Raw genomic sequence first — 15,923 nt, forward strand, 5'->3', positions numbered from 1 at the left:
ACAGATAATAAAAACCCCGATTGATTTTCAGTCGGGTTTTTTTTATGGTATCTGTTGAAAATACAAGATTCATGATTGCATTAAACTATCTGAATACCGAACACTGCTTACTGATAAATCTCTCCACGATGTGGTTTCAGGGCATCTCTCATCGGAATCATGTATTCATCGGTGACTACAATATAAGCGATGGCATACATGTCGCTGATGATTTCAAATCCGGTAATGGTTATGGGCAGTTTCTCGATTTCAATATATTCTTTCAGATGAATTTCGTGATGTTCTGCGGTTTTGGCGGCTCCCGGTCCCCGGAAATCCCAAATGAGTTTGATTTGTCGTTGCATGATGTTAGTGCGATAATACAGAAACAAAGATAGTAAGGTTGGCTTTGAATTTGTATTTTTGCGTCTGAAATAGTTGTAAAATAAAAATTTACCTTCCATTCGTATGCCTAAAGAATTACTGATACAGGTCGCTCCCGAAGTGGCAGCCAATGCACAATTGTTAAACGAACATTTAGCCAAGTTACTACATGTAAATAGGTCTGAAATCCAACATGTTTCGATTCTCAAACGTTCCATTGATGCCCGTCAGAAAGCGATTAAGATTAATCTGAAAATCACCGTTTTTTTTCAGGACGAACCTTTTGTTGAAGATAAAATCGAATTACCGGACTATAAAAATGTGGCCAATGCGCAGGAAGTTATTGTGGTTGGGGCAGGTCCGGCAGGTTTATTCGCGGCCTTGCAATTGATAGAACTCGGTGTGAAACCCATTGTAATCGAAAGGGGAAAAGATGTTCGTGGTCGCCGTCGTGATTTGAAAGCGATTAATGTCGATCATGTGGTGAACGAAGACTCCAATTATTGCTTCGGGGAAGGAGGAGCCGGAACGTATTCCGACGGGAAATTGTACACCCGTTCCAAAAAACGCGGGGATGTCGACCGGATATTGACTTTGTTTGTTGCTTTTGGTGCCACGCCGGATATTATGGTAGATGCCCATCCGCACATCGGAACCAATAAACTACCTCAGATTATTCAGGATATCCGCGAAAAAATCATCGAATGCGGCGGAAAGGTTTTGTTCGAAACCCGTGTAACCGACATTCTCATAAAAAATAACGAAGTACAGGGTGTTGTTACCCAAAACGGCGATACTATTGAAGCAAAGAAAATCATTCTGGCTACCGGACATTCCGCCCGTGATATTTTCGAATTGTTAGACAGAAAAAAGGTGTTCATTGAAGCCAAGCCGTTTGCTCTAGGCGTTCGTGCCGAGCATCCGCAAAGTTTAATTGACAGTATTCAATATTCCTGCGATTTTAGAGGCGACTTTTTACCACCGGCGCCGTATTCCATCGTGAAACAGGTGAACGGACGGGGTATGTATTCATTCTGCATGTGTCCGGGTGGTGTGATTGCGCCTTGTGCTACGAGTCCGGGTGAAGTGGTAACCAACGGTTGGTCGCCCTCCAAAAGAGATCAGGCTACGGCCAATTCGGGTATCGTGGTCGAATTGAAGTTGGAAGATTTTAAGCCATTTGCCAAATTCGGCGCACTTGCCGGAATGGAATTTCAGAAAAGCATCGAACAAAAAGCATGGTATCTGGCGGGGCAAACCCAAAAAGTGCCGGCACAACGTATGATTGATTTTACGCAAGGCAAGGTTTCCAAGGATATTCCCAAAACATCGTATGTTCCGGGAACGACTTCGGTGGAACTCGGACAAGTGTTTCCCGGTTTTCTGACCCAAATCATGCGGGAAGGTTTCGTACAGTTCGGAAAATCCATGCGCGGGTATCTTACCAACGAAGCGATTTTGCACGCTCCGGAAAGCCGTACTTCCTCACCGGTTCGAATCCCGAGAGATAACGAAACCTTAGTACACCTGCAGATAAAAGGGTTGTATCCTTGCGGAGAAGGCGCGGGGTATGCGGGCGGGATTATTTCGGCCGCCATCGATGGTGAGAAGTGTGCTTTAAAAATAGCTGAAGCTTTGGGACTTGCTGTAAGTTAATAAAAACAGCGCTGCATGCTACTGTCTGCAATTCATTGTTAATATTAACATATATCGCGTTAACCGGGTGTTGAATAAGTAACACAGATTTTGCGGATTTCGCAGATTTACACGGAGTAATCGGTGTGAATTTGTGGAATCTGAGTTTTAAAATTTTATTTCGTATTCGTTTAACACCTTATTTTTGAAGCGTCCCGATAGCTATCGGGAGGTTCGGGTTTTGTCGGTTGTCCTTGTTCCCGCTTTCCGCTGCAATTACCTTTGTCAAAGTTCAAAACTTTTACAAAGGTAATTTACACTGCAATCGGGGCTAAGCGGGATTTCTTTTTTCCATTTGTTGTGTTTTGATTGCTGAATGCAGTAGTTCGGTTCCTGTTTTTCCGTTTCCGGCTGTAAAGGGATTATTTTTTCAGAATCAGTACAAAGCCTTTTAAACCATTTCTTTTTTCGTATTTTTGACATGTAATAACCAATTATGACAGAAGAAAACGTAATATTAGTCAACGAAAAAGACGAACAGATTGGTTTGATGCCAAAATTGGAAGCGCATGAGAAAGCGGTGTTACATCGTGCTTTTTCAGTGTTTGTTCTGAATGAGAAAAACGAAATCATGCTCCAGCAAAGAGCGCATCATAAGTACCATTCCCCGTTATTGTGGACCAATACCTGCTGCAGTCACCAACGCGAAGGTGAAAGTAATATTCAGGCCGGAACACGAAGATTGCGGGAAGAAATGGGTTTTACCACCGAGTTGAAAGAACTGTTTTCGTTTATCTACAAAGCACCTTTTGATAATGGTTTGACCGAACACGAACTCGATCACGTAATGATTGGTTATTATAATGAGGCGCCGAAAATTAATGACGATGAGGTGGAAAGCTGGAAATGGATGGCTGTGGACGCCGTAAAATTGGATATGGAACAGAATCCGGACATTTATACGGTATGGTTCAAAATCATATTTGATGAATTTTATCATTTCCTTGAAGATCATAAACTTTAAAATTCTGATTTCTGAATTCTAATTTCAAAATTAAATGAGAGTAACTGTCAGTAGAAAAGCCCATTTTAATGCGGCACATCGTTTGTATCGCAAGGATTGGTCTGTGGAGCAAAATGAGACTGTTTTCGGAAAATGCAACAATCCGAATTTTCACGGACACAATTATGAACTGATTGTGAGTGTTACCGGAAAAATCAATCCGGAAACAGGGTATGTAATGGATATCAAGGATTTGGCAGATATTATTTATGAAGAAGTCGAAACCCAGTTTGATCATAAAAATTTGAATCTGGACGTACCCGAATTTCAGGATTTGAATCCCACAGCTGAAAACATAGTGGTTGTTATCTGGAATAAAATCAGAAAAAGAATAGTGGCCGGAAATGATCTGGAAGTGGTGTTGTATGAGACGCCGCGTAATTTCGTAACCTATAAAGGCGAATAATGGGAGAGATTAAAGTAGGGGATAAGTTGCCCTTGTTTGGCGCTAAAGACCAAAACGGAGATGATTTTTACATTGCTTCGGTATTGCATAAAAAAGTGTTGGTGATTTATTTTTACCCCAAAGACGATACACCGGGCTGTACCAAGCAGGCCTGTTTTTTTCGGGACCAATTTGAGGAATTTAAGGATGTAGGAGCTGAAGTTATCGGAATCAGCGGTGACAGTGTGAAATCCCATAAAAAATTTGCGGAACAGTATAAGTTGCCGTTTACCTTACTTTCCGATCAAGATAAGAGCCTGAGAAAGCTATTTGGCGTACCAACGAATCTTTTAGGGTTGCTTCCCGGAAGAGTTACTTATGTTGTGGATAAACAAGGGATTGTTCGTTTGGTTTTTGACAGTATGAATGCAGAAAGCCATTTTCCAAAAGTGGTGGAAGCAGTGAAAAAGTTAGTGTAAATGAATTTCGAGAGCTATCCACTGGTTTTTAAGCCAATCGTAAAAGACCGAATTTGGGGGGGAGAAAAACTCCGGACACTTTTAAATAAAGATATTCTAACGCCAACAACGGGTGAAAGTTGGGAAATATCGACTGTTCCCGGAGATGTAAGCGTAGTGGCTAACGGAAATTTTGCCGGGATTTCCTTAAACGAATTGCTTCAGAACTATCCGAAAGAAATTCTCGGATCAACCGTTTATGAACGTTTTGGAAGCGAATTTCCCTTGTTGTTTAAGTTTCTGGATGCCCGAGAAGATTTGTCGATTCAGCTCCATCCGAATGATGCCTTGGCAAAAGAACGTCATAATTCTTTCGGAAAGACTGAAATGTGGTATGTGATGCAGGCCGATGAAGGTGCTGAAATTATAGTAGGTTTTAAGAAAAAGTCTTCCGCTTCCGAATATTTACAGCATTTGGAACAAAAATCACTGGTGTCGATTTTAAATAAAATACCCGTGCAGCAAGGAGATGTTTTCTTTTTGGAAACCGGAACCATTCACGCAATAGGGGCAGGAGTGATGTTAGCTGAAATTCAGCAGACTTCGGATATTACCTATCGCATTTACGACTGGGATCGGGTTGATGCTCAGGGGAATTCACGCGAGTTGCACATCGAACAGGCTTTGGATGCCATAACCTATGATGAGGTAGCCGCACAAAGAAAGTACGAATCCAAACCGAACACAAGAAACCAAGTCGTTCATTGTTCTTATTTTACCACGAATATCATTCCGTTGGACGGAAAAATGAATTTTAATAAAGACGGCGAATCGTTTACGGTTTTGGTATGTACGGAAGGGGAATTTTATGTGGTAACCGATTCATTCCTAAAGTATTCCTTTAAAAAAGGCGATACGGTTTTACTTCCGGCGGCTTTAACTGATTTTGAATTGGTTGGTAAAGGCACTTTGTTAGAAATATTTATTTCTTAACTTATTATCTAAAGATTAATTGTAATTTTGCAAACGAAATTTTAAACAAAATAAAATGGCAAGCGTAAAAAACTTAAAAAAAGACATCAACTTCGTATTGGGTGATATTATTGAAGCAGTTTATATCTATGAGATGACTACAACAGGGAAACCATCTGCTGAATCTGATGCATTGATTGATGAAGCTATCGCCTCTTTTGATGGTTTGATCACTAAAGTGAACCAAAAGAAAGTGGAGAATAAAAAAGCACATTACAAACAAATTAATAAAGATTTAGAAGTTGTTGCTACTCAGTTGGTTGAAAAAATCAACAAATTGTAGTCTGAAAAAAACTTAAAAAAGTGCAAATAAGAATTTGGAAGTTTGAAAAACTCCATTATATTTGCACCCGAAAAGTAATTCACGAGCCCCTATAAACAGAAGTGTTTGTGAATAATTGAGACGCCGGTGTAGCTCAGCTGGCTAGAGCAGCTGATTTGTAATCAGCAGGTCGTGGGTTCGAGTCCCTCTATCGGCTCAATTTTTTCTAACACGCGCAGCGTGGTTTCTTACTGAAACAAAAGCAACAGTACAAGTTGCCGGTGTAGCTCAGCTGGCTAGAGCAGCTGATTTGTAATCAGCAGGTCGTGGGTTCGAGTCCCTCTATCGGCTCAAAAGGTTTCCAATTTTGGAAACCTTTTTTGTTTTTGAACCTTTTTGTGAAAAGCATCAATAAAAAAAAGCGACCGTTAACGGTCGCTTTTTTTATTATTCCATCCCTTTACATTATTCGGATGTTTTTCGTCTTGCAATAAATTCGGTTAACTGTTTTCCGTATTTGGATTTGGCAACCTCAGGAGACATTGCTTTTTGGATGGTGTCTAAATATTTGATGTTCGCATCATAAATTTCTGTCAGGGCAATGTAAGGCGCCACTTCGTGATTTCCGTTGTTAACCGCAAAGTTAATGGCGTCCAGATACCTTCTCATGGTTAGTTTGTCAGCACGCTGGTTTAAACTGTCTAATTTTTGGACATTATTGATTTTTCGTGCCAATATTGTAAAGCTTAACGTTTTATTCTGCTCGTCATTGTAACGCATTTTAATTTTCTTAAAATCATTGTACAGATCGTTGTTTTTTGAACCGGTTACTTTTGCTTTGGCATAAAACTCTTTTAAAGAGGTTTCAATGGTCATATTGCCCGGTTCGGCAAAGAAAGGTAAGATGTTGTCTAAGGAGTTGGAATTTCCTCTGTCCAGGGATAAATACAACATTTCCGGTTCCGAAATTTGTAAATCGCTTTTGAAATTGGCATCGCCTTCCACCATAATACTGTCCAAGGTTACTAAACTTGTATCAACAATGTGCTGGATGTATAATTTGCCCTTTTTTAAACCTTCAATTTTTCCGGTTAAGTGCAGGTTTTTATCGCTTTCTTTTTTATCGCAGGCCACTAAAGCAGAAAAGGCTAAAGCGGCAATCAGTAATTTTTTCATTCTTTTTGGTTTAATGGTTGCAAAGTAAAGAAAATTAATTGAAATGCCTGTAAAGAAACTTTGCATGGCGCTTGTGAATCGAAAGGAAATAAAAATCCCCGACCTACATTGTAAATCGGGGATAGTTGTATTAAAAAGAAATACTAGCCTTTTAACCAGCCTTCTTTTAATTTCGCTTTGCTGCTGTCCGTGGCATGGAAACCTTCCACTTCCTCCATTGGTAAGGTGACTTTTCCTTTCAGAAGTTGCTCTTTTCCGTTGCGTTTGATTTTAACGGTAATCGGATCGCCTTCTTTCCATCCCATGCTTAACATAATTAAATCATAGATGTTGTCTAAATTGTAGTTGGTGTCGTTAACCGCTGCAATGACATCGTCATTTTTAATGCCAAGGGATTTCATGAACGTATTCAGTTCGATTTCCGGAAGAATTTTGATTTCTTTCGTGGCGGGATCTACCGTAATGTATGGGGTAGACTGGTCTTTTAAGAATGGATTGCCCGCTTTTTTGACTTTTGCCTGAGTCACGCCCATTTTTGCAAAGTACTGATCGTAAGGAATCGGCGTTTCTCCCGCAACATAGGTTTTTAGGAATTCCCCAACGGCCGGATAAGATAAGGATGTTATTTTCGCAAACAATTCGGCATCGTTAAACGCTTTTTTGGTTCCGTATTCTGCAGATAATGCGTGCATTAGATCTAAAATTCCTTTTTCGCCATTACTGCTCTCTCTCATTTGAATGTCGATACACATGGCAATCAAAGCTCCTTTTAAGTAAACATTATAATAGGAATCTTTGTATTGTTTGTCCAAAATGTTTTTACTCATCGTGGTGAACGGCATTTTTTCATCAAAACGTTTGGACTGGTCAATTTTATCCACCATTCTGTTGTAGAAGTCTTCTTCGGATATTAAACCTTGGTTTACCTGGAAAAGATTCGCGAAATATTCCGTTACCCCTTCATACATCCATAGGTGTTCCGACATTTTCGGATTGTTGAAATCGAAATATTGGATTTCCGTAGAGTGTACCGTTAAAGGTGTTACGATATGGAAGAATTCGTGGGAAACCACATCTTTCAATTGTTCCAATAAGGCTGCTTTCGGCATCATTTCCGGCATCACTACCGTAGTGGATGTGGTGTGTTCCAAAGCGCCGAAACCTTTAGCATCGGCTTTTTTCATATCGGATAAATACAATAAAACGCTGTATTTTTTGGTGGCATTTACCGGGCCTAAGAATTTTTTCTGAGCGCGCATCATCGTTTCCATCGCTGGCGTGATGTCTGCTGCTTTGTAGGTTCCGTTTGGCGAATACACGCTGATTAAAATATCCATATCGTCTACTTTAAACGCCGTATAATCCGGTTTGGAATACATGATCGGGTGGTCTACCAATTCGGCATAACGGGATGTCATGAATACATCTTTATCGGCGCTGGCATCTGTGTCTGTCAATGAAGTGGCGCCCCATAAAGCTGCCGGGTGCGCAATGGTTACTTTGTATGGAAGCTCCGATTTTCCTTCGAAATACCCCACAAAACCATGTGTATTTATCATGAAATTCTCGCCTGCTGCAATGTTTGTTCCGGCCGGAGAGAAAACATCTTTTCCGCCCATGCCTCCTGAAACTTCCACGTCAAATGAGTCGTTTACCAAATAGGTTACTTTGCTGATTTTTTTAGCATCGGCAATCGTCCATGAATTCTCGTCTTTTTTTGTGACAGCCAAAAGGTTTCCTTGGGCATCGTATGCTTTTACATCCTCGATGAATCTTCCGTAATTGTCTTCGGAATACGTTCCGGGAACGGTTTTCGGAATGTGGAATGTAATTGTTTCTGTGGTGAAAGTTGGTGGTGTGATGGTTACCATAACCTTATCGTCGGTTACGTTTACCAAATCAATAGCAACATTTACGTCGTTTATTGTCGGCGTGTTATTTTGTGCCGTTTTGCAGCTTACTAACACTGCGGCCAATGCCAATGTGCAAATTAGTTTTTTCATTATTTCGTTTTTGATATATCAATAAGTAGCACAGTTGTGTTTTTTGTTACAATCTGTTGTTTAAGAATTTTAGTATGGTTTCTGAAAGTTCCGGATTGTTCTTTACTTCTGGCTTTGAATAAGTTTCCATATTCTCCTTTTCGTCTCCCGTAACGGTTTTGAAAACGTGGTTCATGTCTTTGATGATGACCAGTGTGCTTTTTTGTTGCGCCTCGTTTAACAGTCGGGCATCTTTTGGGGTTACCTGTAGGTCTTTATCACCATTAATAATTAGCGTCGGACAGTTTACTTTCTTGATTTCCTGCTGCGGATTGTATTTTAACCACGAAATCATATAAGGCTGAACGCTTTCCCGGAACAGTGAATTTAAAACCGGAGTATCATTCTTAAATGTTTCTCCCTTTTTTAGCAGGTTCAGGTAGGCAATGGTTTTCTCTTTAAGCGAAGGTATTTGCTTTTCAAGTTGTTCCACCAGAACTTCATCAATGCTTCTTCCGGCTCCTGCAAGCGAAATATAGGCGTCTGCTTTGGTTTGTTGGGCGGCAATCATTCCTACTAATGATCCTTCGCTGTGTCCGGCAAAAATGAATTTGTTGTATTGGTTCGTTTTCTTAAAATAATCGGCTACGCTTGTCGCATCGGAAATCAAATCGTCAAATCTTGCTTCCGATTCATTTACGGTACCGGCTATAATCTGAGCGATGATTCTTTTATCGAAAGTAAACACGCTGTAGCCGCCGTTGGTCAATTCTTCCGCAAGGTATTTCAGGGAATTGTTCTGCATTCCGATTTGATTCCCGTTGCGGTTGGTTGGTCCCGATCCGGCCAAAAGAATAATCAGGCTTTTTTGTGATTTTCCGTTCTTGGGCGTGTACAGGTCGCCTTTAATTAAAGTCGAAACGGCGATTTCTTCTTTCGAAAAATTTTCGGTTTGAGAAAATGCCATTGTCGTGAAAAGCAACAATAGGAGGTTGAGGGTTTGCTTCATGTTTGTGTAAAAAAAATCTCCCAAATATAGGAGATTTCTGTTTTAATCCATTTTATTTTTAAAATAGTATTTGCTGTCTAACTCGTCATCCTCAATTTCATTGAATTTTAGAGGTTTTGGTTTCGGTTTGCTTGCTGTAACCTTCTTTTTCCAAAGTTCGAAATTGTCTTTAGACAATTTTTTCCGCATCAGTTCAGTAACATCGTTTTCTGAAATACCAAATTCTTCTTTTAATACTTCAAAAGGCTTTTTTTCCTCCTGAGCCATTGTGACAACACGTTCTAGCGTTTCGTTGTCCATTTCTGAAATTTTTCTTTTTTTCATTAGATGAAAAATTAATACAATAAACTGGTTTTAGTACTATTTATAAATCGTTACTCAATATTACTAAAAAAACGGATTTAGAAATACGTGAGTTTTATTTTTTATGAATTTACAAAAATCAGACCAAAAAGGAAATCACCTTTGCATTTTGTTTTATAAAATTGTACGAAACGTAAGATTTATTCGTTGATTTATTGGTTTTGTTGTTTTCGGAATCTGATGTTTCCAATAGTGTTGTGTGGTTCCCTTCATTAAAAGTAGGCTTCCGTTTTCCAGAACGATACTTTGTTTGGCCTCTTTTATGGTATTGTGTTTTAACTGAAAGGTTCTTTTTTCTCCGAAACTTACCGAAGCGATTATTGGATTTTGTCCCAGTTCTTTTTCGTTATCGGCGTGCCAGCCGTTACTGTCTTTTCCATCGCGGTATAAATTGAGTAATACCGAAGTGAACGTGTGTCCGGTTGTCTTTTCGACTTTCAGTTTAATTTTTGTCAGTAATTCGTTCCAGGGATGTGGATGCATACTTATGTTGGAATAGGAATACGGTTTTCCTTCCTTTCCGAATAGAGCAGTTAGTCTGGGTTGTTGATGTGTTTTTCCGAAAACGGTGATGTTGTCCTGCTGCCACGGAATTTCATCAAGGAGTTTGTGAAATAACGAAAGGGCTTCCGTTTCCGAAACGAAATCCGGATAGTATTCGATGTCAGCATCGGGTAAATCGAACGTGATTTTATCTTTCGGAAACAAATTCATAATTCAAAATTAAAAAAAAAGCGATGAATGCTTTCACCGCTTTTGATTTGTATGCAGCAATTTATTCCGAATCGTTTTTCTGGAGCAGGTTTTTATAAATAATTCCCGCAACGATCGCCCCTAAAATTGGAGCCAGCCAAAATAGCCATAACTGAAGTAAGGGTTCGCCCTGAGTAAATAATGCCTGTGACGTGGAACGGGCCGGATTTACAGAGGTATTGGTGATTGGGATGCTGATCAGATGAATTAAGGTGAGTGCTAAACCAATGGCTACTCCGGCAAATTTTCCGTTAGCCAATTTATCGGTAGCGCCAAGGATGATTAACAGGAAAAACATCGTGAGAACAAATTCGACCGTAAAAGCGGATGCCATGGAAAAACCGTCGGGTGAGAAACTGCCATAACCGTTGGAAGCAAAAGCACCTGCTTTCGTGTTGTCGATGGCAAATCCGGCTTTCCCCGATGCGATAAAAAACAGCGTGGCGGCAGCCGTAATGGCGCCTGAACATTGCGCAATGACATAAGGAATCAAATCTTTAATGTCAAAACGACCGCCGGCCCACAATCCGAAAGAAACTGCGGGATTAAAGTGTCCGCCCGATATGTGTCCAACCGCATACGCCATGGTTAAAACGGTTAACCCGAAAGCTAAAGAAACACCGGTAAAACCAATACCTAACTCAGGGATACCTGCCGCAAAAAGGGCGCTCCCACAACCTCCAAATACTAACCAATAGGTTCCGAAAAATTCTGCGAATAGTTTTTTCATACTGCTGATGTTTTTATTATGTGTGGATTAAAATTGATTCAGGTGTAGCAAAAGGCCCAATACAATAATACCAGTTGAAATGGTAAACGAATAAACCGTAACCAGGACGGAATGCCTAAGCCGGCATCATCGTGCAGATACATATAAATATTAGCCGGAAAAACAGCAATGAGTAAGGCAATAATGCCCCAGGCGGCGAATTTTGAAACCACGGGAATGCAAAGCGCAATCCCCAGAATCACTTCAGAAAAACCGCAAATCAGGTTGAGTGTCTTAGGATTGGGGAAATAAGGCGGAATGATTTTGAGATAGAGTCTTGGCGTTCTGAAATGATTTAACCCTGCAATAATGTAGAGCGAAGCCATCAGGTATAAGTGCCAAGGTAAACTCATAATAAGGTATATTTATTACGAATTTACTTAAAAAAATATAAAAATGTTAAAAAATTACGATTTATTTTTAAAATTTACATTCATAATAACAATAGCGAGAATTATTAATAAAATCCCTATCCATTGTGTGAAAACCACCGTTTCGTTCAGGATGAAGAAAGCCATTGTAACGGAAACCGGCAATTCCAGAGAGGAAACAATACTTCCCAATCCGATTCCGGTGTTTGGAAACCCGGCATTCATCAACATAGGAGGTATTATCGTTCCGAAAACCGCTAAAACGATGCCCCATTTCATGAAAATGTCAAAATTGAAAGGCGCGGTTTGGGTGTATAAACTAAATCCAAATACGATAACGGCACCACCTAAAAGCATGTACAAACTTCTTTGTGCCGAAGAAATGCCCACGGCTACTTTGTTAGCGGTGAACATGGTGGTTGTAAAGGAGGCCGCCGCTAAAATTCCCCAGAAAATTCCGGTTGTCCAATCTATTTCGGGGTCATTGAAGTCGATTTTAAAAATGTTTATGGCCAAAGCAGTTCCAATCAAAACAATAATAACCGAAATGATTTTTTGTATGGAAGGCGCTTTTTTATCCAGAAACCACTCCAGTAATACTCCCATCCAAACCGTTTGCATTAACAAAACGATTCCAATCGAAACCGGAATGTATTTTACGGCCAAATAATAGAAAATGCTGGTCATGCCTAGCGAGGTTCCGGCCAGCATCAAATGAAAAACATTTCTTCCGGTAGCCTTAATTACACCGTTTCCTTTTTTTATTTTCTGAAAAGCATTGATTAATAAAATTCCAATAATTCCCAATATGAATTGTGATGACGTTACTTCTGCCGTGGTGTATTTTTCCTCATACGCCAATTTTACAAAAGTGGCCAACATCCCATAACTGGTAGCACCTAAACCTACCAGGAAAACTCCCTTTAATACTCTGTTCCCAAACATATTTTCAATTTTAAAAAGCCGGCAAAGATAAGGGTTTTGTTTAAATTATGTTGTTTGCAGACAGAAAGTTGTGGTTTTTGGTTTGGGTATAGACGGGCGGATTAAAATTAGTTCAGGTAAATCATACTAAAATTAAAAGAGTGGTGTTTAAACAGTATCTCTGAAATTTTAATGCGCCATGAAAAGAAAGCTCCTTCTGATTATCGTTTCTTTTATCAGCTGTAATTCCTCAAACGGGGCCAAAGCAACCTATGCCGATTGCCATTTGGAAGCTAAAAAATTTTGCAAGGAAAACAACTTCAATGAGGAGTATTATTTTCTGATTGATTTGAGCGTGCATTCCGGAAAAAACCGGTTTTATGTCTATGATTTTACAAAATCAAAAATTACCGATAAAAATCTGGTAACACATGGTGCCTGTGATCATTTCGAAGTCAATACCGCCAAATACAGTAAGGTGAGATTCAGCACGGAAACCGACAGTCATTGTTCCATGAAAGGGAAATACAGGATTGGAAAGCGCGATTACAGTACGTGGGGCATTAAGGTGAAATACTGGCTGGAAGGTTTGGAAACCACGAATAAAACCGCTGTGGAACGCATTGTGGTGTTGCATTCCTGGGAAAAAGTCGCCAATAAGGAGATATTTCCTCTTTATTCTCCTCTAAGTTGGGGCTGTCCTGCGGTTTCGGATGCGTTTATGAGAAAATTGGATAAGAAACTGAAAACTACCAACAAACCCGTTTTGCTTTGGATTATCGAATAAAAAAACCTGCAAGTGATTTTCCTGCAGGTTTTGTTTAATGATAATGACTTTTAAGAAGCTTACTTAATCAATTCAAAACTACGTTTCACAAAAGCGGTCAATTCTTCGCCTTTCAATAAACCTTGTGACAGTTTGGCTAAATCCAGAGCTTGTTTTACCAGGTTTTCCTGAGCGGTTTTGTCTTTTTCGTTTACGATGGAAGTCGCCAAATCCGAATTGGTATTTACCACCAGATTGTACATTTCCGGGAAGTTGCCCATGCCGAACATTCCTCCGCCGCTTGTTTTGCTCATTTCTTTCATACGACGCATGAATTCCGGTTGTGTAATCATAAACGGCGCGGCTTTGCTGTCCATCGCTTCCAGTTGTACCGTGTATGTGGTTGTAGGAACAATGGATTCCAGAGTGGTTTTCAGCGTTTCTTTTTCTTCATCGGACAATTTCGAAATCTGATTGTCGTCTTTCTTGATCAAATTGTCAATATGATCCGAATCCACGCGAACAAACTGCAGGTTTTCGTTATCGGATTCCAGTTTCTGAATCAGATGCGATACGATTGGCGAATCCAATAACAAGACTTCGTATCCTTTGGCTTCGGCAGCTTCCACATAACTGTGTTGTGCATCGTTGTCGGAAGCATACAGAATCACTAATTTTCCGTCTTTATCGGTTTGCTTGTCTTTAATCGTTTCTTTCAATTCCTCCAGCGTGTAGTATTTTTTGTTTACTGTTGGATATAATGTAAAGGCGCCTGCTTTTTCATAGAATTTCGGTTCGGATAGCATTCCGTATTCCAAAACGATTTTTATGTCGTTCCATTTTTGTTCGAAATCTTCGCGGTTTTCGTTGAATAACGCTTTCAGTTTATCGGCAACTTTACGCGTAATGTAATTTGAAATTTTCTTCACCGCGCCATCCGCTTGTAAGTAGGAACGCGACACGTTTAACGGAATGTCCGGAGAATCGATTACCCCTTTCAGCATCGTAAGAAATTCAGGCACAATGCCTTCCACGTTATCAGTTACATACACCTGATTTTGGTACAATTGGATTTTATCTTTCTGAATCTGTAAATCGGCCGACATTTTCGGGAAATACAGGATTCCGGTTAGGTTGAACGGGTAATCCACGTTCAGGTGAATGTTGAATAACGGTTCTTCAAACTGCATCGGATACAATTCGCGATAGAAGTTTTTGTAGTCGTCCTCATCTAAATCCACCGGTTGTTTTGTCCATGCCGGCGTTGGATTGTTGATGATGTTGTCCACCTCAATTTCCTCCATTTTTTCTTCTTCGCCTATGCCAAACGCTTTTTTCTCCTTACGGGTTCCGAATTTAATCGGCACCGGCATGAATTTGTTGTATTTGGTTAACAATTCACGGATTTTGAAGTCTTCCAGAAACTCCAGGGAATCTTCGGCAATATGAAGGATGATTTCGGTTCCGCGTTCGGTTTTGTCTGATGGAGTTAATGTGAATTCCGGACTGCCGTCACACGTCCAATGTGCCGCCGGTTCGTCTTTATAGGATTTGGTGATGATTTCGACTTTTTCCGCTACCATGAAGGCAGAATAGAAGCCCAAACCGAAATGCCCGATGATGCCGCTGTCTTTAGCCGAATCTTTGTATTTCTCCAAAAATTCTTCCGCACCCGAAAAGGCGACCTGATTGATGTATTTTTCGACTTCTTCCGCCGTCATCCCCAAGCCCTGATCGATAATGTGAAGCTTTTTGCCTTCTTTGTCGATTTTCACTTCGATAACCGGATTGCCGTATTCCACTTTTGCTTCACCAATGCTGGTGAGGTGTTTTAACTTTAAAGTAGCGTCGGTGGCATTGGAAACCAACTCACGAAGGAAAATCTCGTGATCGCTGTATAAAAATTTCTTGATTAACGGAAAGATGTTCTCTACCGAAACATTAATTTTTCCTGTTGTCATATACTGTGAATTTTAATTAAAAGTTATGCTGGCTTTTCGTCAAATTAAATACCAAATGCGATGGAAGTGACAAATTGACATAAGTGTTAAAAAAAAAACAATTTGCCGTTTAATGGGTAATAATTCGTTAAATTAGTACGTTTTTAATTACTAAAATTATTTACGTAAAATCAAAATATATTTTTATGAGAAAGTTATTGCTTTTAAGTTTTTTTGCCTTGTTCCTGTTTTCGTGCAAACCTACTATCGATACCAAATCACAAATCGGATTAAAAGGAAAATGGACCATCACTAACGTAAGTTATGCCGGTTCGGAGTATTTTAAAGCCACTTCGTTTCAAATTGCCGATTCCAAGTGTTTTGTAGGCAGTAAGTGGCAGTTTGTGTCCAATAATAATACGGGAACGGTCGAATTAACCCAATGTACCGATTTCAATAGCGATATCGTGTGGTCCATTACCCCGGAAAAAGAGTTTACCCTGAAGTTTATCGGAGAAGATGCCAAAGCAAGAAAAGTCACTCAGGGTTACCGTTTACGAATTGCCAACCAATCGGAGAATTCTTTTCAATTGGTTGACAAAATCAATGTTGGCGGAAATAATGCGGATATTGTGTATCAATTTCAAAAAGTTAATTAAATAAACAAGAATA

The 15,923-nt window shown here is 39.8% G+C and carries 18 protein-coding genes and 2 tRNA genes; 10 read left to right on the forward strand and 10 right to left on the reverse strand.

Features of this window, described 5'->3' with window-relative positions; translation table 11 throughout:
- Window positions 1-107 precede the first annotated feature (107 nt).
- Window positions 108-344 (reverse strand): hypothetical protein, encoded by a 237-nt coding sequence (locus BLQ05_RS07260; protein WP_023577199.1) that lies wholly within the window; start codon window positions 342-344, stop codon window positions 108-110.
- A gap of 103 nt (window positions 345-447) precedes the next feature.
- Between BLQ05_RS07260 and BLQ05_RS07265 the strand changes: the two genes are divergently transcribed.
- The 8 genes from BLQ05_RS07265 to BLQ05_RS07305 all read left to right on the forward strand — a co-directional run bounded on the left by BLQ05_RS07265 (window position 448) and on the right by BLQ05_RS07305 (window position 5,549).
- Window positions 448-2,019, forward strand: coding sequence for an NAD(P)/FAD-dependent oxidoreductase (locus tag BLQ05_RS07265; protein ID WP_023577198.1), 1,572 nt, complete (start codon window positions 448-450; stop codon window positions 2,017-2,019).
- A gap of 475 nt (window positions 2,020-2,494) precedes the next feature.
- Window positions 2,495-3,022, forward strand: coding sequence for an isopentenyl-diphosphate Delta-isomerase (idi, locus tag BLQ05_RS07275; RefSeq protein WP_023577196.1), 528 nt, complete (start codon window positions 2,495-2,497; stop codon window positions 3,020-3,022).
- A 34-nt stretch (window positions 3,023-3,056) separates the two neighbouring features.
- On the forward strand, window positions 3,057-3,467 hold the full coding sequence (locus BLQ05_RS07280) for a 6-pyruvoyl trahydropterin synthase family protein (protein WP_023577195.1): 411 nt from the start codon (window positions 3,057-3,059) through the stop codon (window positions 3,465-3,467).
- The gene (locus tag BLQ05_RS07285) at window positions 3,467-3,925 is read left to right on the forward strand and encodes a peroxiredoxin (RefSeq protein ID WP_035654760.1); all 459 of its coding nucleotides are present in this window, start codon (window positions 3,467-3,469) and stop codon (window positions 3,923-3,925) included. The genes BLQ05_RS07280 and BLQ05_RS07285 overlap by 1 nt, the downstream gene beginning before the upstream one ends.
- A complete protein-coding gene (locus tag BLQ05_RS07290) occupies window positions 3,926-4,897 on the forward strand; it encodes a type I phosphomannose isomerase catalytic subunit (protein ID WP_023577193.1) in 972 nt (323 codons plus the stop codon). It abuts the gene before it with no gap.
- Between the two features lie 55 nt (window positions 4,898-4,952).
- A complete protein-coding gene (locus tag BLQ05_RS07295) occupies window positions 4,953-5,219 on the forward strand; it encodes a hypothetical protein (protein WP_023577192.1) in 267 nt (88 codons plus the stop codon).
- Between the two features lie 122 nt (window positions 5,220-5,341).
- Window positions 5,342-5,415 (forward strand) — tRNA-Thr (locus BLQ05_RS07300).
- A 60-nt stretch (window positions 5,416-5,475) separates the two neighbouring features.
- Window positions 5,476-5,549: transfer RNA gene (locus tag BLQ05_RS07305), tRNA-Thr, on the forward strand.
- A gap of 114 nt (window positions 5,550-5,663) precedes the next feature.
- Here the strand turns inward: BLQ05_RS07305 and BLQ05_RS07310 are convergent.
- From BLQ05_RS07310 to BLQ05_RS07345, 8 genes are all read right to left on the reverse strand, one after another.
- Window positions 5,664-6,374: a DUF4369 domain-containing protein gene (locus BLQ05_RS07310; protein WP_035654804.1), complete on the reverse strand. Its 711-nt coding sequence runs from the start codon at window positions 6,372-6,374 to the stop codon at window positions 5,664-5,666.
- A gap of 143 nt (window positions 6,375-6,517) precedes the next feature.
- Window positions 6,518-8,377, reverse strand: a complete 1,860-nt coding sequence (locus BLQ05_RS07315; protein ID WP_023577190.1) for a M61 family metallopeptidase — start codon at window positions 8,375-8,377, stop codon at window positions 6,518-6,520.
- Window positions 8,378-8,423: 46 nt separating this feature from the next.
- Window positions 8,424-9,365, reverse strand: a complete 942-nt coding sequence (locus tag BLQ05_RS07320; protein WP_023577189.1) for an alpha/beta hydrolase family protein — start codon at window positions 9,363-9,365, stop codon at window positions 8,424-8,426.
- Window positions 9,366-9,407: 42 nt separating this feature from the next.
- Window positions 9,408-9,689 carry a TIGR03643 family protein gene (locus BLQ05_RS07325; protein WP_023577188.1) on the reverse strand — a complete coding sequence of 94 codons (282 nt, stop codon included), beginning with the start codon at window positions 9,687-9,689 and terminating at the stop codon, window positions 9,408-9,410.
- 153 nt (window positions 9,690-9,842) lie between these two features.
- Complete coding sequence (locus BLQ05_RS07330; protein WP_023577187.1) at window positions 9,843-10,442, reverse strand: alpha-ketoglutarate-dependent dioxygenase AlkB family protein; 600 nt, start codon at window positions 10,440-10,442, stop codon at window positions 9,843-9,845.
- A 61-nt stretch (window positions 10,443-10,503) separates the two neighbouring features.
- Window positions 10,504-11,220, reverse strand: a complete 717-nt coding sequence (aqpZ, locus tag BLQ05_RS07335) for an aquaporin Z (protein ID WP_262486497.1) — start codon at window positions 11,218-11,220, stop codon at window positions 10,504-10,506.
- 29 nt (window positions 11,221-11,249) lie between these two features.
- Window positions 11,250-11,603, reverse strand: coding sequence for a DoxX family protein (locus BLQ05_RS07340; protein WP_023577185.1), 354 nt, complete (start codon window positions 11,601-11,603; stop codon window positions 11,250-11,252).
- 54 nt (window positions 11,604-11,657) lie between these two features.
- Complete coding sequence (locus tag BLQ05_RS07345; RefSeq protein WP_023577184.1) at window positions 11,658-12,566, reverse strand: EamA family transporter; 909 nt, start codon at window positions 12,564-12,566, stop codon at window positions 11,658-11,660.
- Between the two features lie 178 nt (window positions 12,567-12,744).
- Here BLQ05_RS07345 and BLQ05_RS07350 point away from each other — a divergent pair, with 178 nt between their 5' ends.
- The gene (locus BLQ05_RS07350) at window positions 12,745-13,332 is read left to right on the forward strand and encodes a murein L,D-transpeptidase catalytic domain-containing protein (protein ID WP_023577183.1); all 588 of its coding nucleotides are present in this window, start codon (window positions 12,745-12,747) and stop codon (window positions 13,330-13,332) included.
- Window positions 13,333-13,391: 59 nt separating this feature from the next.
- Here BLQ05_RS07350 and htpG read toward each other — a convergent pair whose 3' ends face one another.
- Entirely contained in the window at window positions 13,392-15,272 is a 1,881-nt protein-coding gene (gene htpG, locus BLQ05_RS07355; RefSeq protein ID WP_023577182.1) for a molecular chaperone HtpG, read from the reverse strand.
- A gap of 185 nt (window positions 15,273-15,457) precedes the next feature.
- Here htpG and BLQ05_RS07360 point away from each other — a divergent pair, with 185 nt between their 5' ends.
- Window positions 15,458-15,910: a lipocalin family protein gene (locus BLQ05_RS07360; RefSeq protein WP_023577181.1), complete on the forward strand. Its 453-nt coding sequence runs from the start codon at window positions 15,458-15,460 to the stop codon at window positions 15,908-15,910.
- The last annotated feature ends 13 nt before the right edge of the window (window positions 15,911-15,923 follow it).

The sequence above is a fragment of the Flavobacterium saliperosum genome, from assembly GCF_900100625.1.
In the GTDB taxonomy this organism is placed as follows: Bacteria; Bacteroidota; Bacteroidia; order Flavobacteriales; family Flavobacteriaceae; genus Flavobacterium; species Flavobacterium saliperosum.

What these genes read in the sequence shown, in the direction of transcription:
- BLQ05_RS07260 (WP_023577199.1), bottom strand. Translation starts at nt 344, where the DNA reads ATGCAACGACAAATCAAACTCATTTGGGATTTCCGGGGACCGGGAGCC.
- BLQ05_RS07265 (WP_023577198.1), top strand. Translation starts at nt 448, where the DNA reads ATGCCTAAAGAATTACTGATACAGGTCGCTCCCGAAGTGGCAGCCAAT.
- idi (WP_023577196.1), top strand. Translation starts at nt 2,495, where the DNA reads ATGACAGAAGAAAACGTAATATTAGTCAACGAAAAAGACGAACAGATT.
- BLQ05_RS07280 (WP_023577195.1), top strand. Translation starts at nt 3,057, where the DNA reads ATGAGAGTAACTGTCAGTAGAAAAGCCCATTTTAATGCGGCACATCGT.
- BLQ05_RS07285 (WP_035654760.1), top strand. Translation starts at nt 3,467, where the DNA reads ATGGGAGAGATTAAAGTAGGGGATAAGTTGCCCTTGTTTGGCGCTAAA.
- BLQ05_RS07290 (WP_023577193.1), top strand. Translation starts at nt 3,926, where the DNA reads ATGAATTTCGAGAGCTATCCACTGGTTTTTAAGCCAATCGTAAAAGAC.
- BLQ05_RS07295 (WP_023577192.1), top strand. Translation starts at nt 4,953, where the DNA reads ATGGCAAGCGTAAAAAACTTAAAAAAAGACATCAACTTCGTATTGGGT.
- BLQ05_RS07310 (WP_035654804.1), bottom strand. Translation starts at nt 6,374, where the DNA reads ATGAAAAAATTACTGATTGCCGCTTTAGCCTTTTCTGCTTTAGTGGCC.
- BLQ05_RS07315 (WP_023577190.1), bottom strand. Translation starts at nt 8,377, where the DNA reads ATGAAAAAACTAATTTGCACATTGGCATTGGCCGCAGTGTTAGTAAGC.
- BLQ05_RS07320 (WP_023577189.1), bottom strand. Translation starts at nt 9,365, where the DNA reads ATGAAGCAAACCCTCAACCTCCTATTGTTGCTTTTCACGACAATGGCA.
- BLQ05_RS07325 (WP_023577188.1), bottom strand. Translation starts at nt 9,689, where the DNA reads ATGAAAAAAAGAAAAATTTCAGAAATGGACAACGAAACGCTAGAACGT.
- BLQ05_RS07330 (WP_023577187.1), bottom strand. Translation starts at nt 10,442, where the DNA reads ATGAATTTGTTTCCGAAAGATAAAATCACGTTCGATTTACCCGATGCT.
- BLQ05_RS07340 (WP_023577185.1), bottom strand. Translation starts at nt 11,603, where the DNA reads ATGAGTTTACCTTGGCACTTATACCTGATGGCTTCGCTCTACATTATT.
- BLQ05_RS07345 (WP_023577184.1), bottom strand. Translation starts at nt 12,566, where the DNA reads ATGTTTGGGAACAGAGTATTAAAGGGAGTTTTCCTGGTAGGTTTAGGT.
- BLQ05_RS07350 (WP_023577183.1), top strand. Translation starts at nt 12,745, where the DNA reads ATGAAAAGAAAGCTCCTTCTGATTATCGTTTCTTTTATCAGCTGTAAT.
- htpG (WP_023577182.1), bottom strand. Translation starts at nt 15,272, where the DNA reads ATGACAACAGGAAAAATTAATGTTTCGGTAGAGAACATCTTTCCGTTA.
- BLQ05_RS07360 (WP_023577181.1), top strand. Translation starts at nt 15,458, where the DNA reads ATGAGAAAGTTATTGCTTTTAAGTTTTTTTGCCTTGTTCCTGTTTTCG.